This is a genomic window from Halalkalibacter wakoensis JCM 9140, assembly GCF_000513095.1.
In the GTDB taxonomy this organism is placed as follows: domain Bacteria; phylum Bacillota; class Bacilli; order Bacillales; family Bacillaceae_D; genus Halalkalibacter; species Halalkalibacter wakoensis.
The window spans coordinates 1-19,031 of sequence record NZ_BAUT01000071.1 but is presented as its reverse complement, the minus strand read 5'-3'; the positions used below and the strand labels follow the sequence as shown (position 1 = coordinate 19,031).

Sequence of the window (19,031 nt, the reverse complement as noted above, 5' to 3'; positions counted from 1 at the left end):
TAAAACTGTGTTTCTAAATTCTAACCAATTTAGGATGAATGGCTAATGATGAAGAACCAACCTTATAATCATTTTCATCCTTTTAGCTCTTTTGAGAAAGACTTCCCGACTTTTATTGGTTTCATTCCCCTTTCTATCTCTATTACTTCACTAGAACATGCCTGTAACGTTTCGGCTATATGATCTGCGGCGGTTGTAGGGTCAAGGTCTCCACATGTGAACACATCAATGCTTGCATACCTATGCTCTGGAAAACTGTGTATGGTTAAATGAGATTCGGATATGATGACAACGCCACTTACCCCTTTTGGAGCAAATTCATGAAACACGACTTCTCTTACTTCAGCACCAGCTTTTAAAGCAGCCTCGACAAAGATTTGTTCAATCAAACTCCGATTATTCAACTTGTCTACATCACATCCCCATAACTCAGCGATGACATGACGTCCTAATGTTTCCACATATAAACCTCCTATCCAAATGAGTTAAAGGGTATAACCTATTAACCGTTAGCAATATATTTATCTTTTCACAATGACCAAAACGCTATTCGACATAACTAGAAGAGGGTCAAAAAGATAAACAATGATCTTTTTGACCCTCTCGTTTTACGAGGCTGAATGTATTCGGTTTGTTTCATTTAGTTTTTGAGCAATTAAGTTCATCAAATCAGCCACTCTGCATGAATAGCCCCACTCATTATCATACCAAGCTAGCACCTTTATTTGCTTTTCATTCATGACCATTGTGGACAATCCGTCAATAATAGACGATTGCTCATCTCCATTAAAGTCAATGGATACTAATGGATCAGTGGTGAACCCAAGAATACCTTTTAATGTTTGTTGAGAGGCGTTTTCAAGTGCTCGATTGACTTCTTCGGCGGTCACTTCTTTTTTGACATTTACAACTAAGTCTACTAGGGAAACATTTGGAGTTGGGACACGTAATGCCATCCCATTTAATTTCCCTTCTAATTGAGGCAATACTTTTGCAATTGCTTTTGCTGCACCTGTTGATGTTGGGATAATTGATTGCCCACAAGCGCGTGCTCTCCGCAAATCTTTATGAGGATTATCAATGTTCTTTTGATCATTCGTATAGGCATGAACGGTTGTCATTAGTCCACTTTCAATACCAAACTCTTCATCTAAAACTTTCGCTACTGGCGCTAAGCAATTCGTTGTGCACGAAGCATTGGAAATGATATGGTGTTCCTCATTCATGTAATCGCCATCATTCACTCCCATAACAATGGTAATATCCTCATCTTTACCTGGTGCTGTGATCAAAACTTTCTTCGCTCCCGCTTGCAAGTGATATCCTGCTGTTTCCTGAGTTTTAAATTTCCCTGTAGCTTCAATGACAATGTCGATACCAAGTTCCGCCCAAGGCAAGTCCCGCGGATCTCTTGATTGCAATAATTGGATTTCTTTCCCATCGACGAGCAAAGAATGTTCTTTTGCTTCCACTGTTAACTCATATTTACCATGAATACTGTCATACTTTATTAGATGAGCGAGTGTCTCGGCTGGATAACTCGCATTTATCGCTACAATCTCCACTTTTCTCTCTTGCATTGCTCTTCTAAAGACCATTCTACCAATACGCCCAAATCCGTTTATCGCCACTTTTGATTTCATTAGAATAACTCCTCCTCATAATAAAGCTATACTATATATGATTTATTCTCACAAAAAGTATAACACATTAATGGATGTTGAACATTATTAAAATGAAAAAATGAAAAAAAAGAGTGTGTCAGGAGTTTCACTCTCACCTAACACACCTTTCCCTATTAATCGTCGCTCCATTTTTCAAGAATGTTCTCGAGCTGCTTGATGGTTTCTTCAATTGTTCCAGAATTGTCAATAATCGCATCAGCGCGTTCCCTCTTTTGAACTAGTGGCATCTGAGAAGCCATTCGACTTTTGGCATCGTCCTCACCAGCTTGATCTCTTTGCATTAATCTACGAAGCTGTGTTGTTTCATCTACATACACAAGTAAGACTTTCTCAACTAGATGAAAAAGATCACTTTCATATAAAAGAGGAATATCAAAAACGATCGTCTTTTCACCTGCTTCCATAAACTTCTCTTTTTGCTCTTGCATTCGCTGCCTGACAGCCGGATGAATCATTTGATTAAGGGTTTGACGTTCTTTCGGTTGATTGAAGATAATAGCACCTAATTTTTTTCGTGCCAACGTTCCATCTTCATTCAAAATACCTTGTCCAAAATGCTTCACGATCTCTTGTAACGTTTTTGATCCAGGTTCTACTACTTCACGAGCAATTTGATCTGCATCAATAATAGGAATTCCTTTTGATTTGATTATGCTGCTTACTGTAGACTTTCCACTAGCGATCCCACCCGTTAATCCGATTAACATTCCTCATGCCCCTTTTTCTATTTAGAAATTCAAGTTTTCTCATTAAAAACAGGCCCACAAGGAATACAGTTCAATCGTATTCTTGGGGCCAATCTACTTTTACAAACTGAAGATGCCGATCATAATTAGCAATAAGCCTGGGATAAACGAAAAATTCTTCATCCAAGCAGAATCAGCGAAACGATTGCCACTTTTCATACCTAGTGTCACGAATAAGGCACTCATGGTAGCTACTGAAATAGCCATCAGAATTGGGGAGAAACCAATTAAAGCCGCACCAATCCCTGCACCAAAGGCATCTAAAGATAGAGCTACCCCAAGTAAAAAGGCTTCTCTTCCTGTAATGGTTCCTGAATCATCAAAATCGGCTACCATCGGCTTGCGTAAAATGCGGATAACTACGCCTAACACTTTTATTTCAAAATTTAAAATCACTTCATCGCCTTTTGTTTTGACGGAATTTTTCGCGGGGCGATACACTTGGTATAAAGCCCAAGCCCCAATTAAAATAAGAATGACCCCACCGATCGATTCTGCAATGCGCGGTGAGAGATATGCCTGAATAATTGACCCAAAAAACATGGCAATAAGAATCGATGTCGCCGAACAACCTGCAATAAAAAGGAGAGACTTCCAAGGCAACTTCATTTTTCGTAGTCCGTATGTTAAACCAACGCCAAAGCTATCAAGACTTACCGCTAAGGCGATCGCTAATAAGGAGAGAATCTCAACCATCTTGAAAAGCTCCTTCCATTACAATCATATGATAGTATATGGGTAGAGCCTTTCCATTGGTACTTAATTTTGACAGTTTCTACAAAAATGAGTACCCCGTCCACCAACAACCGTCTTATCGATTTCAAGCCCACATGTCACGCAAGGTTCACCTTTGCGGCCGTAAACAGTTAATTGTTGTTGAAACATTCCCATTTCACCTTGTCCATTAACATACGATTTTATGGAGCTTCCCCCTAATTCCACAGCTTCTTTTAGTGTTGTAATTATAGCTTCATGGAGTTTAGTTAACTCTTCTAAGGTAAGAGAAGAGGCTATCCGTTCTGGATGTATCCGAGCTTTAAATAACGCCTCATCAACATAAATATTACCAAGACCTACTACTGTTTTTTGATCAAGCAACACGACCTTTATCGTTCTCGTCGTATTTTGAAAAGCCTTCTTCATTAAATCAACCGTAAACGTCTCCGAAAATGGTTCAACGCCTAACTGAGACAGTGGCAAATAATCTTCCTCAGTCCCTTTTTTGAAAATGTGCATGGTGCCAAATTTACGGACATCTTGGTAGCGCAACTCGGTTCCATCGGAAAAGGTAAAAACAACGTGCGTATGAGGAGTTAATGTTTCGTCTTTTTGAAAAAGACCATATCTCCCTTCCATACGCAAATGTGAAACAAGCGTTAGATCATCTAAAACAAATACTAGAAACTTGCCCCGACGATTAATCTCGTGAATGGTCTGACCGATTAATTCTTGCTTGAACTGCTCCACATCATCTGGTTTTTTAATGATGTTAGCCCAATAAACATCAACAGACGAGATCGTTTTTCCAATTACTAATTGCCTTAATGTTCGACTAACCGTTTCAACCTCTGGTAATTCTGGCATGCTTTCTTCTCTCCTTACTTGGCGTCATACCATGTATCCCCAAATGAAACATCTGCTTTCAAAGGTACATCAAGTTCAACAGCTTGTTCCATAACTTCTCGCACAAGCTCCGTCATTTTCTCCATTTCCTCTTCAGGCACTTCAAAAATCAATTCATCATGAACTTGCAAGAGCATCCGGCTTTTTAAACCCTCATCTTCTAAACGGGAAGCCATATCAACCATGGCTTTTTTAATAATGTCCGCTGCCGTCCCTTGAATAGGTGTATTCATTGCTGTTCTTTCAGCAAAGCTTCGCTTATTAAAGTTTCGGCTCGTAATATCAGGCAAATAGCGTCTTCTCTGTAAAAGTGTAGAAACATAGCCTTTTTCTCTTGCATCTTCAATCGTACGATCCATGTATTCCTTTACTTTTGGATAACTCGATAAATAGCGTTCAATAAATTGACCTGCTTCCTTTCTTGTAATCCCTAAGCTTTGCGACAAACCGAAATCACTAATTCCATAGACAATTCCAAAGTTAACCGCTTTGGCACTTCTTCTCATATTAGATGTAACGTCTTCTTCACTAACATGGAAAACATCCATGGCTGTTTTTGTATGAATGTCCATATCAGATTGGAATGCTTCGATTAATTTTTCATCACCTGAAATATGAGCAAGCACGCGCAATTCGATTTGAGAGTAGTCAGCCGCAATCATTCTCCAATTCGACTCTGAGGGAATAAATGCTTTGCGGATTTTTCGGCCTTCTTCTAAACGAATCGGGATGTTTTGTAAATTAGGATCTGTAGAACTTAAGCGACCTGTTTGCGTTAGAGCTTGATTGTATCTCGTATGAATTTTATGAGTATCGTCTTTTGTAACTTTTAGCAACCCTTCAATATAGGTGGAATTCAGTTTTCCTAGTTGTCTATAATGCAAAATATGTTCAACAATTTCATGATCTTCAGCTAATTTCTCTAAAACATCAGCTGAAGTGGAATAACCTGTTTTTGTTTTCTTAATCGGAGGCAAACCTAATTTTTCAAATAATACTTCTCCTAATTGCTTAGGCGAATTAATGTTAAAGGAACCTCCAGCAAGCTCATGAATTTTCTCTTCTAATTCGGTTAGACGTTTCGCTAGATCTTCACCCATTTGTTCTAACTGCTCTTTATCTACTTTAACTCCCGTCGTTTCCATTCGACCTAAAATAATGGAAAGAGGCATTTCAAGCTCACGGAATAACTCTTCTTGTTTATTCTCTATTAACTCCTGCTCTAGTACAGGCTTTAACTGAAACATCGCATCTGCCTTACGAACTAAATGTTCAGCAAGAATCGCCTTTTCGGGAACTTTTTGTTTGGCGCCTTTTCCGTAGATCACTTCATCTTCTTGGACCTGTCCTTTTGCCTTTCGTTTCGCAACGTCACTAATTTCATGTGATGATAGTGAAGGATCTAATAAGTAGGAAGCCATTTGTAAATCAAAGGAAACACCGTTTAAAAGAACTCCCTTCCATCCAAGAACCACGACTGCTTTTTTTGCATCAAAGACGGTGATTTCCGTTGTTTCATCCTTTAACCAATTTACAAATGCGTCAGACGATAGTGCCTGTTCTGTTTCAATAAAAAAGCGTCCTTTTTCATTCACAAGAGCAAAACCTTCAATTGTAGCCTGATGATAGTGGTCGCTTAATACTTCAACGATTAGAGCCGATTCTTTTACAAGGTGTTCCTCCGTAATTTCCTCTAAAATGTCATATGTAATTTCTTCTAGATCCTGCTCTTCCGCTAAGCCCGTGTCGAATTTTGATAGCAAAGAAGTAAATTCAAGTTCTTTCATTAGATTCACAACGTGCTGCTCGTCATAATCACCAAATCCGTGATCCTCTAATTTCGTTTCAAATGGTACTTCTAAGAAAATCGTAGCAAGCTCTTTACTCATTAGGGCTTGTTCACGGTTTTCCTCTAATTTTTCTTTCATTTTTTTGCCGGAGATTTGATCAATAGACTCAAGTACTTTTTCAACAGAACCAAACTCCTTTAATAATTTTAGAGCTGTTTTCTCCCCTACACCTGGTACACCAGGAATGTTATCTGAACTATCCCCCATGAGCCCTTTCATATCAATAATTTGCTTAGGTGTTATTCCATATTTCTCATCAATTAATGCTTCATCATAGGCTTCTACATTCGTAATCCCTTTTTTCGTTAGTACAACGGTGATTTTATCGGAAACCAGTTGAAGCAAGTCCTTATCTCCGGAATAAACTTTCACCTCAAAATCTTTTTTCGCTGCATCGGTTGCTAGCGTCCCAATAATATCATCTGCTTCATAGTTTTCCGCTTCATAACGAGATATGTTAAAAGCATCCAACATTTCCCTTACTAATGGGAATTGTTCTGATAGTTCAGGTGGCGTTTTTTGACGGCCTCCTTTATATTCTTCAAACGTCTTATGACGAAACGTCGTTTTACCAGCATCAAATGCGACTAACATATGCGTTGGTTTTTCTTCTTCTATTATTTTTAGTAACATTGTGGTGAAACCAAACACTGCATTTGTATACACACCTTTTTCATTATTCAACAAAGGTAATGCAAAAAAAGCACGGTAAGCTATGCTGTTTCCATCTATTAATACGAGCTTTTTCAACTAAAAGGCCCCTCTCTCAACCTAAATTTTCATACGTTTATTGTAGCATAACGAAAAAGAGAGTAGCAAAAGGGTGGTTTTGCTACTCTCTTTTCGTTTTTATTCGGTAAAGCCCATTAAAATACGAGCATATGGAGAATTAGAAGGTAAGACAATAACGGTATCATCGCCAATTGTTGTCTCATAGGATTCCAACGTGCGATACAATTGATAAAACTCTGTGTCACGTCCAAAAGATTCATTATAAATACGCGCTGCTTCTGCTTCTCCTTCCCCGACGATCTCGTTCGCATCGGCATTAGCAGTTGCCAAAATCTCCGTCACTTCACGGTCCGTATTTGACTGAATGCGATTTGCTTCTGCATCCCCTTGTGACAAATATTCTTGAGCTGTTGCATGACGCTCCGAAATCATTCGACTGTAAACAGCTTCTTCATTTTCTTGAGGTAAATCTGTTCGTTTCATGCGGACATCTGTTAAAACGATTCCATACTGATTTCGTTCAAGCGCTTCGTTTACTCGATCTCGTACAAGCTCATTGAAACTTCCACGTGATGAGGTTTCATCTTCATTGATAATTTCATCGAACTCTAATTGACCTAATTCTGCTCGAATCGCTGAAAAAATTAACTCTCCCATAATAGCCTCGGCACGTTCCTGCGTAACTGTATTAGAGATCATCAATTGTGGATTCTCGATTCGCCAAACCGCATAATGATCAGCTAACACCCGCTTTTGGTCTCTCGTATTTATTTCAGCTGGTGGAATATCATAGATTAATTGATATTTCGGTAAAGTTGATACCGTTTGGATGAATGGGATTTTTGTAACTAAGCCCCGGTTCATCTTCAATCCTTACCACTTCACCAAACTGACGAACAACTTTATATTCTCCTTGTTCTACAATAAAAAGATTACTAATGATCGTTGCTAAAAGCGCGATTAATATAATAGCGATTGCTCCAAGTTTCACGTACTTTCTCCATTCATCACTTGGACGACGTTCATTTAAATCGACGATGTTTTCATCACTCATTAGTTACTCCCCCCTTCAGCAGAACTTTGTCCACGCTCTAAAGGCCTAATTGGCAAATAGCTTACCGTGTCACTATTGCTATCCATTATATAAATCTCTGTATCTGGTAACACATTTTCCAAAGTTTCTAGAACGAGGCGTTGCCTTGTGACATCTGGATTAACCACATACTCGTTATACAATGCATCAAACCTTGCTACATCTCCACGCGCTCGTTCAATTCGTTCTGCTCTTGTTCCCTCTGCACGAGAGATAATCGCATCTTTTTCCCCTTCCACTTCATTCATTTGTTGATTACGGTATCTCGTCGCTTCATTGATTTTTGTTAAACGTTCCTCACGTGCATCTGTTACTTCTATAAAAGCACGGCGAACCTCTTCTGTTGGAAGTTCAACATCTTGAAGTTTTACATCTTGTATACTTATACCAATTTGATAGATTTCTAACAGTTCAATCAAATTTTCAAAAACTTGTGCCTCTACTTCTGGTCTTTTATCGGTTAACACATCGTCTATTGTTGTACTACCAATGACTGTCCGTAATGCCGAAGATGTAGCATTATACAACACCTCACGGGCGTCAACTGAACTATATAAATATTGTTCTGGATCTGTAATCCTCCATTGGACAGCTAAATCTGCAAAAAGAATATTCTCATCACCAGTGATCATCTTAGCTTCACGAGTAAACTCGACGACTTCTCCATCTTCTTCTTTATACCCAACTTGAAGGTTATACGTTCCTCTAGATAATATTTCGACTCTTTGTATCGGCCATGGCATTTTGAATTTCAACCCTGGTTCTGTTATCGTTTCATCTACTTTTCCAAACGTTATTAATGCAGCTTGTTCTGATTCATCAACTATGTACCATCCTGTCGCTAGAAAAAGAGCAAGGATTGCGACACCGATTAACGATACAAAGCTAACAATTAATTGTTTTACTGTCATCTCATCATTCCTTCCCAGATGTTCTATTATTGTATACGATCCTTTAAGTAGATCGGTTTCACATCTTTTTAAAGAATCCCACTCTTTTTCATTATAGTACAAAATATGTAGATTATGGGCTTTTTCCATGGAAATCCTTTTCCTATTTCAAATACTAGAAAGCTATTTCCAGCACCCTTCTCTTTTCCCACATTTTGAGAATTAACTCTTACAGAAAGTGTTTAAAAAGAACAAAAAAAGACGTGAGCATAAAGGGGGACGCTCACGTCTGTCAATGGGTTGCATGAAGCAAGAATCTTTTACTCCTTGCTAAGCAGTGATGAAATCCGTTCATAGCAAGTATAAACAAGGAAGATTAAATTGATTTGAATTGATTGTAAAGAATTTGTAAAAGTATCAATCAAACATATAGAGGTGTCTGAAAGCCAGTCAATGACTTTTTGACACCCCTACGTCTCATCATCGTTTCTAAAGTAAAAAATATGGATACCCATTCTCTAAAGAAAGATTAATCGATTCTATACCGTTTAAAAGTTAATGTAATTGTTGTTCCTTCACCCATTGTGCTCTCAACATAAATTTTCCCGTGATGGGCTTCTACTAAATGTTTGACAATCGCTAACCCTAAACCTGTTCCACCAGAATTCCTACTTCTTGCACGATCTACACGATAAAAACGTTCGAAGATTCTTGGCAAATCTGTTTTACTTATTCCCACCCCCGTATCACTTACCACGACTGTTACGTCATCATCTCTTCCTTTAATGGAAACATGAACCGCCCCAGCGATTGGCGTATACATAATTGCGTTATTAATAATGTTAATTGCAATTTGCTTAAGGCGTTCTGTATCCCCTTCAATCGTCGTTTCACCGTCAATATGCAATTGCAAATCAATTTGTTTTTCAGTTGCTTTTTCTTTCAATAATTCAATGGCATCTTCCACAACAGAATGTAACTGTGCCTTTTGCCAGTTTAATTGGAAATAGGCTTGTTCAATTCTGGAAAGATCTAGTAAATCTTGAATCAAGCTTTGCAGCCTCTCACTTTCCTTTGCAATGATCGTTAGAAACTTTTCGCGCAAAGGTTCTGTATGCATGGCACCATCAAGTAACGTTTCTGTAAATCCTTTTATTGAAGTAACTGGCGTTTTTAACTCATGAGATACGTTGGCAACAAAATCCGTACGAACCTGCTCTAGTTTTTTTAATTCCGTAATGTCATGAAGCACGAGAACAATCCCCTTTAATTTGTCTCGGACGCTCACAACAGGCGCAGCATATACTTCAAAATGACGTATTTCATCGTGAACAGGAAAATGAATTTGCAACCTTTGTTTCTTTTCCGTAATAAAGATCGTTTGAACAACTTTAATCACTTCTTTATGCTTAATTACATCATGATAAAGTTGATGTTTCCAAAGGTCCGTATTTTCCTGGAAAATTTCTTGGCAGGTTCGATTAATTAAAGAAATATCTCCTTTTGTATTAATTAAAATCAACCCACTGCCCATGTTGTCAATTAATGTTTCCATACGTTCCTTTTGGACTTCATGACGTTTCGTTATTTTCTCTAAATTATAAGCAAGAATATTCATTGATCTTGTTAGTTGTCCAATTTCATCGCGCTTTCCTTCAGATGTTCTTGCTTTGTAGTTTCCTTCTGCAAGTTCATTTGCTACTTCGGTTACACTTTCAATCGGACGTATCATTTCATTCGTCACCCTATACGTAATCGAAAAAATAATAACAAAGGCTGCACTAAAGCCGATCGCAATAATCCACCAGATCATCGCTGTCATTTCAGATAACAATTTTGTTGAGAAACCCAAACGTAAGTATCCTAGCTTTTCCTTCTCATCGTTTAAAATTGGTACTGCATAATAAAGAAGTTCATCTTGAACCGTCTCACTAAATCGAATATATGAAACACTCTTACCTGCTTCTACAGCGGTAATTTCAGGACGTTTCAAATGATTATCCATCGTGGTTGGGTCTGTCGTTGACTCGCCTACAACTGTTCCATCTGGAAGGATAATCGTGACTCTAGCATCAAGCATTTCAGCTATTTCAAGCGTTTTCGTTTGAATGTTCTCTAAAGCTAAGTCTTCATTAGCAAGCATATAAGCAGCAAGATTCGCTTCTTTTTCAACCCGATCGTCTAGATTATTTTTATAAAAATCTTCATACAGTTGGCCAATAACGATACCGACTCCTGTTAATACTAGCAACGTTATCAATAAAACGGCCACAATAATTTTAAATTTAAGCTTATACATCAACAAGAGGCTCCTCTAACTTATAGCCGAGTCCTCTTATGGTTTTGATATAAACTGGTTTTTTTGTATTTGCTTCAATTTTCTCACGAAGGTGACTAATATGAACGTCTACAATTCTCGTATCACCAACAAATTCATAGTTCCAAACGGCATTTAATAATTGATCTCTTGTTAGAACTCTTCCCTTATGATTCGCTAAGTATAATAACAGTTCAAATTCCTTAGGTGTTAATTCAAGAGCCGTATTTTTAAACAGTACTTCATAGTTATCAGGATAAATTTCAACTTCTCCAAACTTAATCACATTCTCTGAAAGCGATGATTGACCTGTTTGATTGTCAGAGTTTATTACTGGCTGAATTCTTCTTAAGATCGCACGAACCCTTGCTATTACTTCCCTCGGGCTAAACGGCTTAGTCATATAATCATCTGCTCCAAGCTCAAGTCCCAATACTTTATCGAATTCGTCGTCTTTTGCGGTCAACATTAAAATAGGTGTGCTAACTTTGTTTTGCCTTAATTGCTTACAAACATCTAATCCATCCATTTCAGGTAACATTAAATCTAAAATGAGTAAATCGAATGTTTCTTTCATAGCTAATTTTAAGGCTGAACTACCATCCATTGCCGTCGTTACCTCAAATCCAGATTGTTCCAAATTAAATTGTAATAGTGTCAAAATGGATTCCTCATCATCAACAATTAACAAACGCTGTGACATTTTATTCCTCCCAAAAACGTATAAAGTAACGGTCCAACCTGCTTCCCTAACTTGGGTTCTCTCTTTTTATAATTTAAGTATAGCAAAGTATTGTGGAATTGCTATCTTCAAAATAGAAAGGAGTTGTCTCAAGAAGTCTTTTTTGACTTTTTGAGACAACTCCGGAGCAGTGATAAAGTCGGAACAGTTATTAAAGACCTTACAAAGAGGAGTTCCCTTCTCTCAATGCGTATAACAAACGATTCATTGCAACTGTCTTTCTACTTCATTAAGCTACTTCAATCTGTTAATGAATCTTTTGGCAATGCTGACATTACACTTCGAACCGATTCAACTGATTTCGCTAATGCTGCTTTTTCTTCTTTAGTTAAATCGAGTTCAATGATTCTTTCGATCCCATCTCCACCAAGTATAGTCGGGACTCCTAGATAAAGATCGTCATACCCATACTCTCCTTCTAAATAAGCTATCGTTGGCATAATCCGCTTTTTGTCTTTAACGATTGCTTCAACCATTTGCGCAAGTGATGCTGCAGGTGCATAATAAGCACTACCATTGCCTAGCAAACCAACGATTTCACCCCCACCTTTACGTGTACGCTCAACAATTGCATCTAATTTATCCTGAGGAATAAGCTTTTCGATCGGGACTCCTCCAGCAGCTGAATAACGGATAAGCGGAACCATATCATCCCCATGACCACCAAGAACAAACCCTGTTATGTCTTCAACAGATATGTTTAATTCTTGTGCAACAAACGTACGAAAACGAGCTGTATCTAGAACTCCAGATTGCCCAATAACACGATTTTTCGGAAATCCCGATTCTTTAAACACTGTATATGTCATTGCGTCTGCTGGGTTCGTTAACACAATTAGATAGCAATTAGGGGAATAAGTCACAATCTCTTTTGTCACAGCTCTCATAATGTTGGCATTTGTGCTGACTAAATCATCTCGACTCATTCCAGGTTTACGTGCAATTCCAGCTGTAATCACAACAACATCCGAGTCTTTCGTATCTTCATAGTTAGATGTTCCAACGATATTTGAATCTATTCCAGCTACTGGGGTGGACTCAAGCATATCTAGTGCTTTCCCTTTCGTTGGTCCTTCCATTTGTGGAATGTCCAAAAGGACTACATCTCCTAATTCTTTCTGAGCAACCATAAGACCTGTTGTAGCACCCGTAAAACCACTACCAATAACGGATATTTTTCTTCGTTTTATTGCCATATACACTCACTCCTAATTGATTGAATGGTCAAATCCATCGCCTTTTTGCAACAATCTTTATGAGACAGCCTTTCCAATTCAACTTAAAGAGATACGGAATGTATGAACCTCTTTCCAACTACGAATAAAAACCAAAAGGGCAAGCCCTTTTGGTTTCATTTTGGTTTTTATAGGTTTTTAATTAACTCATCTGCAAAGCCTGAGCAAGATACTTCTGTTGCTCCGTCCATTAGACGTGCGAAGTCATAAGTAACAACTTTGCTTGCAATCGTTTTATCCATAGATCCCATAATAAGATCTGCCGCTTCGAACCAGCCTAGGTGGCGAAGTAATAGCTCTCCTGAAAGAAGAACAGAAGAAGGATTAACTTTATCAAGTCCTGCATATTTAGGTGCAGTACCGTGTGTTGCTTCAAAAATAGCATGTCCTGTATCGTAGTTAATGTTTGCTCCTGGTGCGATTCCGATTCCACCAACTTGTGCAGCTAATGCATCCGAAATGTAGTCACCATTTAAGTTCATTGTAGCTACAACATCAAACTCTTTTGGACGAGTTAAAATTTGTTGTAAGAAGATATCAGCAATGGAATCTTTAACGATGATTTTGCCAGCTGCTTCTGCTTCTTCTTGAGCTTTGTTCGCTGCGTCTTTGCCTTCTGTTTCAACAATCTTATCATATTGAGCCCACGTGAATACTTTATCCCCGAATTCACGTTCAGCCACTTCATAACCCCAGTTTTTGAATGCTCCTTCAGTGAATTTCATGATGTTTCCTTTGTGGACTAATGTTACACTCTTGCGGCCTTCATCAAGAGCATATTGAATTGCGGCACGAACTAGTCGGTCTGTTCCTTCCTGAGAAACAGGTTTAATCCCGATACCAGACGTTTCAGGGAAACGAATTTTCGTTGCGCCCATTTCATTTTGTAAGAAAGAGATAAGCTTTTTAACCTCATCAGAACCTTCTTTAAACTCGATACCCGCATAAATATCTTCAGAGTTTTCACGGAAGATAACCATGTCTGTATCTTCTGGACGTTTAACAGGTGAAGGTACACCTTGGAAGTAACGAACTGGACGAAGACATACGTACAAATCAAGCTCTTGACGTAAAGCAACGTTTAGTGAACGAATACCACCGCCGATTGGAGTTGTTAAAGGTCCTTTGATTGCGATCATATATTCACGAACGGCATCTAACGTTTCAGCTGGTAGCCACTCACCTGTTTGGTTATATGCTTTTTCACCAGCAAGGATCTCTTTCCACTCAATTTTCTTCTCACCGTTGTATGCTTTTTCAACTGCAGCATCTAATACGCGAGATGCTGCTGCCCAAATGTCTGGGCCAATTCCGTCTCCTTCAATGTAAGGGACGATTGGGTTGTTTGGTACATCTAAGACTCCGTTGTTCACCTTAATTACTTGACCATTTGACATACGAATAACCTCCTAAGAAAATGACGAAAATATAAAACTATGAATCTAATCTTGCTATTTTTTTCATACATTGTCAATCTATGTACAGGGAGGAACAACCTCCCAGTGCACGTATTATCGTTGTTCAATTGGAATATAGCTTTGTTTGTTAGGTCCTACGTATTCAGCACGCGGACGAATTAGTCTGTTATTGCTATACTGCTCTAAAATATGAGCCAACCAACCTGAAGCACGGCTTACTGCAAAGATAGGTGTGAATAAATCGTGTTTGATTCCTAAGCTATGATAAACACTTGCAGAATAGAAATCTACGTTTGGAAGCAAACCTTTTTCTCCAGTTACCATCTCATTGATTTTCGTAGACATTTCATACCACTTTGACTCACCTGTAATCTCAGTTAAACGCTTTGACATCTCACGTAAATGTTTCGCACGCGGATCTCCATTTTTATAAACTCGATGACCAAATCCCATAATTTTTTCTTTGTTATCTAGAGCTTTGCGAATATATGGTTCTACATTATCAACACTTTCAATTTCCATTAACATTTTCATAACCGCTTCATTTGCTCCACCATGTAATGGACCTTTAAGTGCGCCAATCGCTGCCGTAATACCAGAGTATACATCAGAAAGTGTCGCTACACAGACACGTGCAGTAAACGTTGAAGCATTTAACTCATGGTCAGCATGAAGTACTAATGCCTTATTAAATGCATTAACGGCAATTTCATCTGGCTCATTACCAGTTAGCATATAAAGAAAGTTAGCGGCAAAACCTAAGTCTTTACGAGGTGCAACAGGCTCTAATCCCTCACGAATCCTTGAAAACGCTGTCACTATTGTTGGGATTTGTGCTTGGATTTTTATTGCTTTTAATCGATTCGCATCCTCATCCATAACATCTGCACTTTCATCAAATAATGCCAGACTTGAAATTGCTGTACGAAGAGCAGCCATTGGGTGTACCTTATCTATTGGATAAGACTTCATTTGGTCAATTATCTCTTGCGGTATTTCAGCATGATTAGCAAGTTCCTGAGAAAAATGACTTAACTCAACTTCTTTTGGTAGCGCCCCATTCCAAAGGAGGTATACTACCTCTTCAAAACTCGCATTATCTGCTAAATCATCAATGTCATATCCTTGGTAAGTAAGGACACTTTCAATGATGGAACTAACACTTGATTGCGTTGCTACAATACCTTCTAGACCACGAGTTGTACTCACGTTAACCTCTCCTTTTCACTAATATCAATAGATTCCTCTAACTAGTAAGTGCTTACACTCCCTATGGAGAAATAAACCACGCTATGTAAGAAGGATGTTCACAAGTTCCATTATAACGATTTATAACGCTTTTGTGAACGTTTTCTCAAAAAGTTATTAATAAATTCCAAAACTTTTATTGATATGAATTTTCAGACTTCTTGTTCTAATTCCTTTTTGCTGAAAAATTGGAAAAAGCTTATCTCCTAAACCAACCCATTTTACAACAAGTAACAAGGTAACAGCTACGATCAGTGATTGATTTTTTGCGACTACTGCCACAAGTAACAAAATCAACATAAATACGGATGCTTGTGAGAACAAGTAACACCTCTTCTTCCTCACTTACCAAAAATCGAGTAAGTGCCATTCATAGCTTAAGAAAAATATACCACATCTTTATTTGTTGGGCGAATGTGATCAATTATTTTCTCGTCATAATAACGAAATTACCGTTTTTCACTAATTGATTAAACATTTTTAATAGTAATGCTTTTGCATATGTTCTTGTTACAGGAACAAGCAAGAAAAACCCTATAGCATCAGTAATAAATCCCGGTGTTAACAAAACAACTCCACCTACTAAAATACATAATCCATCAAGAATTACCGTACTTGGAAGTTGTCCTTGTTGTGTCTGAAGTTGCGCAAGTCTTAAAGCCTGTAGCCCTTCTTTTTTGGCTAACCATGCTCCAAGTACTCCTGTTGCAATGATAAGAAGGATCGTAGGCCATACACCAATTATATTGCCGGAAAGGATTAAAACAGCAATCTCAAGTGCCGGAACAATAATAATAAGCAATAATAATAAACGAAACACTTATGGATCATCTCCTTCAAAGCTAAATGACAAAAAATTCTCTTTAACCTAAATGAAAAAGGAGAAGGGAACTCCCTTCTCCTCTTTTATTTATTATAATACACTAGTATGACCTCTGTAAATGTCACCACGTGCACTGTCTACCGTGATTTCTTCACCATCTTTGAATAATTGCAATGCTCCTTGCACTCCTACAATAACCGGAGTACTTAAATTCAGTCCGACAACCGCAGCATGCGATGTTAGACCTCCTTCTTCCGTAATAACAGCAGCTGCCTTTTCAAAAGCAGGGATCATATCTTTATCTGTACCATACGTTACTAAAATCGATCCTACTGTTGTCTTTTCGTTTGCTTCCTCCGCATTATTCGCAATCACAACTCGTCCAGCTGCAGAACGACGTCCAATTCCTTGTCCTTTAGCAATGACTTCACCAATTACATGGACTTTCATAATGTTCGTTGTTCCAGATTCACCTACAGGTACTCCCGCTGTAATTACAACAAGATCTCCTTGTTTGATTGAACCAGATTCTAATGCAGTTCCAATTGTGGACTCAAACATTTCATCCGTTGAAGAAGCTTCATTCCCAAGAATTGGTGTGACGCCCCAAACAAGGTTTAATTTGCGAATGACTTTAGGGTTGCTAGCAACCGCAACAATTGGTGATTTCGGACGATATTTTGAAACGATTCGTGCCGTATGTCCGCTTTCTGTAGCAGATAAGATGACAGAAGCAGAAAGGTTCATAGCTGTATGAGCAACAGATTGTCCAATTGCACTTGTAATTGTAGTCGTTTCTTCTTTTGTTTTTTTGCGAAGCATCGCTGCATAATTTAAAGCTTGTTCTGTACGAGTTGCAATGTTATGCATCGTTTGGACTGACTCAACTGGGTAATCCCCTGCTGCTGTCTCTCCAGATAACATAATAGCATCCGTTCCATCAAAAATGGCGTTCGCAACATCACTTGCTTCTGCGCGAGTTGGTCTTGGGTTACGTTGCATCGAATCAAGCATCTGAGTTGCTGTGATAACCGGTTTAGCAACAGCATTACATTTTTTAATTAATACTTTTTGGACAAGTGGTACTTCTTCGGCTGGAATTTCAACACCAAGGTCTCCACGTGCAACCATTAAACCATCAGAGACTTCTAAGATCTCATCAATATTGTCGACTCCTTCTTGATTTTCAATCTTAGGGATAATATGAATTTCACTCCCACCATTGTTATCAAGCAATTCTCGAATTTCAAGAACGTCCGTTGCTCGTCTTACGAAAGAAGCAGCAATGAAGTCGACTCCTTGTTCAATACCAAACTTAATATCCTCAGCGTCTTTTTCTGTAATACCAGGTAAATTAACGCTTACATTCGGTACATTTACACCTTTTTTATTTTTTAATACACCACTATTCATTACTTTCGTTACAAGTTGATCTTCGCCAACTTCTGTAACTTCAAGACCAATTAATCCATCATCTAGTAAAATCTTTGAACCAGGTTGAACATCATTAACTAAACCTGGATATGTAACAGAAATCTTTTTATTATTTCCTACAACTTCTGTCATTGAAACGATTAACTCATCACCCGCCGTTAATTCAGCCACTCCATCTTCTAGTGTTTGTGTACGAATTTCCGGGCCTTTTGTATCAAGTAAAATAGCAACTGTTTTCCCTGTTTTTTCAGCCGCTTCACGGATATTGCGAATTCTTGCACCGTGCTCTTCAAAATCACCGTGTGAGAAATTCAAACGTGCTACATTCATTCCTGCTTCAATTAGTGCCTCTAACTTTTCAATGGATTCACTTGCTGGTCCAATTGTACATACAATTTTGGTTTTACGCATAATATCCTCCTACAAATCTTTTTCGTTTAGTTAGTGTAATACATTTTTATTTAAATCGATAATTGTTGAGATAGTTTGTACATATCCATATCGATTGTATGCGTACGCGACAATACCTCATCAATATCATTATACACGAGTTCATTTTTCTCAATTCCAACTGTCACGCCAGCCTTACCATCTAGCAGCAAATCAACTGCCTTAGCGCCTAAACGACTAGCTAAAACTCGGTCAAATCCAGTTGGAGATCCTCCACGTTGAATGTGGCCTAAAACGGTTACTCTCGTATCAACATTGATTTCCTCTTTGATTTTATCACCAAACTCAAAGCCACTTCCAACACCTTCGGCCACTATAATAATACTGTGCTTTTTACCGCGTTCTTGTCCACGTTTTAGGCGAGCAATAATTTCGGACATCTCATAATCTGCTTCTGGGACAACAATTGTTTCTGCTCCATCAGCTAGTCCAGACCAAAGAGCTAAATCTCCAGCATGACGACCCATTACTTCAACTACATATGTACGTTCATGAGATGTTGCTGTATCACGAATTTTATCAATGGCATCAATTACTGTATTTAATGCCGTGTCAAAACCAATTGTAAAATCAGTACCAGGAATGTCGTTATCAATCGTTCCAGGTACACCAATCGTTGGGAAGCCGTGTTCAGTTAATTTTTGTGCTCCTCTAAAGGATCCATCTCCTCCGATTACGACAAGCCCTTCAATTCCAAATTTCTTTCATTGCTCAATACCTTTTTCTGTCCTTCTAAGTCGACTTT

Annotated in this window: 15 protein-coding genes and 2 pseudogenes; all 17 read right to left on the bottom strand. The window is 38.3% G+C overall.

Going from position 1 to position 19,031, the window contains the following annotated elements; genetic code table 11:
- Positions 1 to 74: 74 nt before the first annotated feature.
- The gene (speD, locus tag JCM9140_RS18110) at positions 75 to 461 is read right to left on the bottom strand and encodes an adenosylmethionine decarboxylase (protein WP_034749855.1); all 387 of its coding nucleotides are present in this window, start codon (positions 459 to 461) and stop codon (positions 75 to 77) included.
- A 147-nt stretch (positions 462 to 608) separates the two neighbouring features.
- On the bottom strand, positions 609 to 1,643 hold the full coding sequence (locus JCM9140_RS18105; protein ID WP_034749852.1) for a glyceraldehyde-3-phosphate dehydrogenase: 1,035 nt from the start codon (positions 1,641 to 1,643) through the stop codon (positions 609 to 611).
- A 155-nt stretch (positions 1,644 to 1,798) separates the two neighbouring features.
- Complete coding sequence (coaE, locus tag JCM9140_RS18100) at positions 1,799 to 2,392, bottom strand: dephospho-CoA kinase (protein WP_034749849.1); 594 nt, start codon at positions 2,390 to 2,392, stop codon at positions 1,799 to 1,801.
- 99 nt (positions 2,393 to 2,491) lie between these two features.
- Positions 2,492 to 3,127: a sporulation membrane protein YtaF gene (gene ytaF / locus JCM9140_RS18095; RefSeq protein ID WP_034749842.1), complete on the bottom strand. Its 636-nt coding sequence runs from the start codon at positions 3,125 to 3,127 to the stop codon at positions 2,492 to 2,494.
- Between the two features lie 63 nt (positions 3,128 to 3,190).
- Positions 3,191 to 4,015, bottom strand: a complete 825-nt coding sequence (gene mutM, locus JCM9140_RS18090) for a DNA-formamidopyrimidine glycosylase (protein WP_034749838.1) — start codon at positions 4,013 to 4,015, stop codon at positions 3,191 to 3,193.
- 14 nt (positions 4,016 to 4,029) lie between these two features.
- Positions 4,030 to 6,654 carry a DNA polymerase I gene (gene polA, locus JCM9140_RS18085; RefSeq protein ID WP_034749836.1) on the bottom strand — a complete coding sequence of 875 codons (2,625 nt, stop codon included), beginning with the start codon at positions 6,652 to 6,654 and terminating at the stop codon, positions 4,030 to 4,032.
- Positions 6,655 to 6,753: 99 nt separating this feature from the next.
- A pseudogene (gene hflC, locus JCM9140_RS18080) lies at positions 6,754 to 7,690 on the bottom strand (protease modulator HflC).
- Positions 7,690 to 8,640 carry an FtsH protease activity modulator HflK gene (hflK, locus tag JCM9140_RS18075; protein WP_034749858.1) on the bottom strand — a complete coding sequence of 317 codons (951 nt, stop codon included), beginning with the start codon at positions 8,638 to 8,640 and terminating at the stop codon, positions 7,690 to 7,692. Before hflK ends, hflC begins: the two are co-directional and overlap by 1 nt.
- A 508-nt stretch (positions 8,641 to 9,148) precedes the next feature.
- Positions 9,149 to 10,918, bottom strand: a complete 1,770-nt coding sequence (gene pnpS, locus JCM9140_RS18070; RefSeq protein WP_034749834.1) for a two-component system histidine kinase PnpS — start codon at positions 10,916 to 10,918, stop codon at positions 9,149 to 9,151.
- Entirely contained in the window at positions 10,911 to 11,639 is a 729-nt protein-coding gene (locus JCM9140_RS18065) for a response regulator transcription factor (RefSeq protein WP_034749833.1), read from the bottom strand. Before JCM9140_RS18065 ends, pnpS begins: the two co-directional genes overlap by 8 nt.
- 278 nt (positions 11,640 to 11,917) lie before the next feature.
- Positions 11,918 to 12,874 carry a malate dehydrogenase gene (gene mdh / locus JCM9140_RS18060; protein WP_034749830.1) on the bottom strand — a complete coding sequence of 319 codons (957 nt, stop codon included), beginning with the start codon at positions 12,872 to 12,874 and terminating at the stop codon, positions 11,918 to 11,920.
- 167 nt (positions 12,875 to 13,041) lie between these two features.
- The gene (icd, locus tag JCM9140_RS18055) at positions 13,042 to 14,310 is read right to left on the bottom strand and encodes an NADP-dependent isocitrate dehydrogenase (RefSeq protein WP_034749828.1); all 1,269 of its coding nucleotides are present in this window, start codon (positions 14,308 to 14,310) and stop codon (positions 13,042 to 13,044) included.
- 114 nt (positions 14,311 to 14,424) lie between these two features.
- Positions 14,425 to 15,540, bottom strand: a complete 1,116-nt coding sequence (gene citZ / locus JCM9140_RS18050; RefSeq protein ID WP_034749826.1) for a citrate synthase — start codon at positions 15,538 to 15,540, stop codon at positions 14,425 to 14,427.
- 156 nt (positions 15,541 to 15,696) lie between these two features.
- A complete protein-coding gene (locus tag JCM9140_RS18045) occupies positions 15,697 to 15,903 on the bottom strand; it encodes a DUF441 family protein (protein WP_034749824.1) in 207 nt (68 codons plus the stop codon).
- A 100-nt stretch (positions 15,904 to 16,003) separates the two neighbouring features.
- Positions 16,004 to 16,399 carry an FxsA family protein gene (locus JCM9140_RS18040; protein WP_034749821.1) on the bottom strand — a complete coding sequence of 132 codons (396 nt, stop codon included), beginning with the start codon at positions 16,397 to 16,399 and terminating at the stop codon, positions 16,004 to 16,006.
- Positions 16,400 to 16,492: 93 nt separating this feature from the next.
- Positions 16,493 to 18,247 carry a pyruvate kinase gene (gene pyk, locus JCM9140_RS18035; RefSeq protein WP_034749818.1) on the bottom strand — a complete coding sequence of 585 codons (1,755 nt, stop codon included), beginning with the start codon at positions 18,245 to 18,247 and terminating at the stop codon, positions 16,493 to 16,495.
- Positions 18,248 to 18,297: 50 nt separating this feature from the next.
- A pseudogene (locus tag JCM9140_RS18030) lies at positions 18,298 to 19,031 on the bottom strand (ATP-dependent 6-phosphofructokinase); the annotation flags it as partial.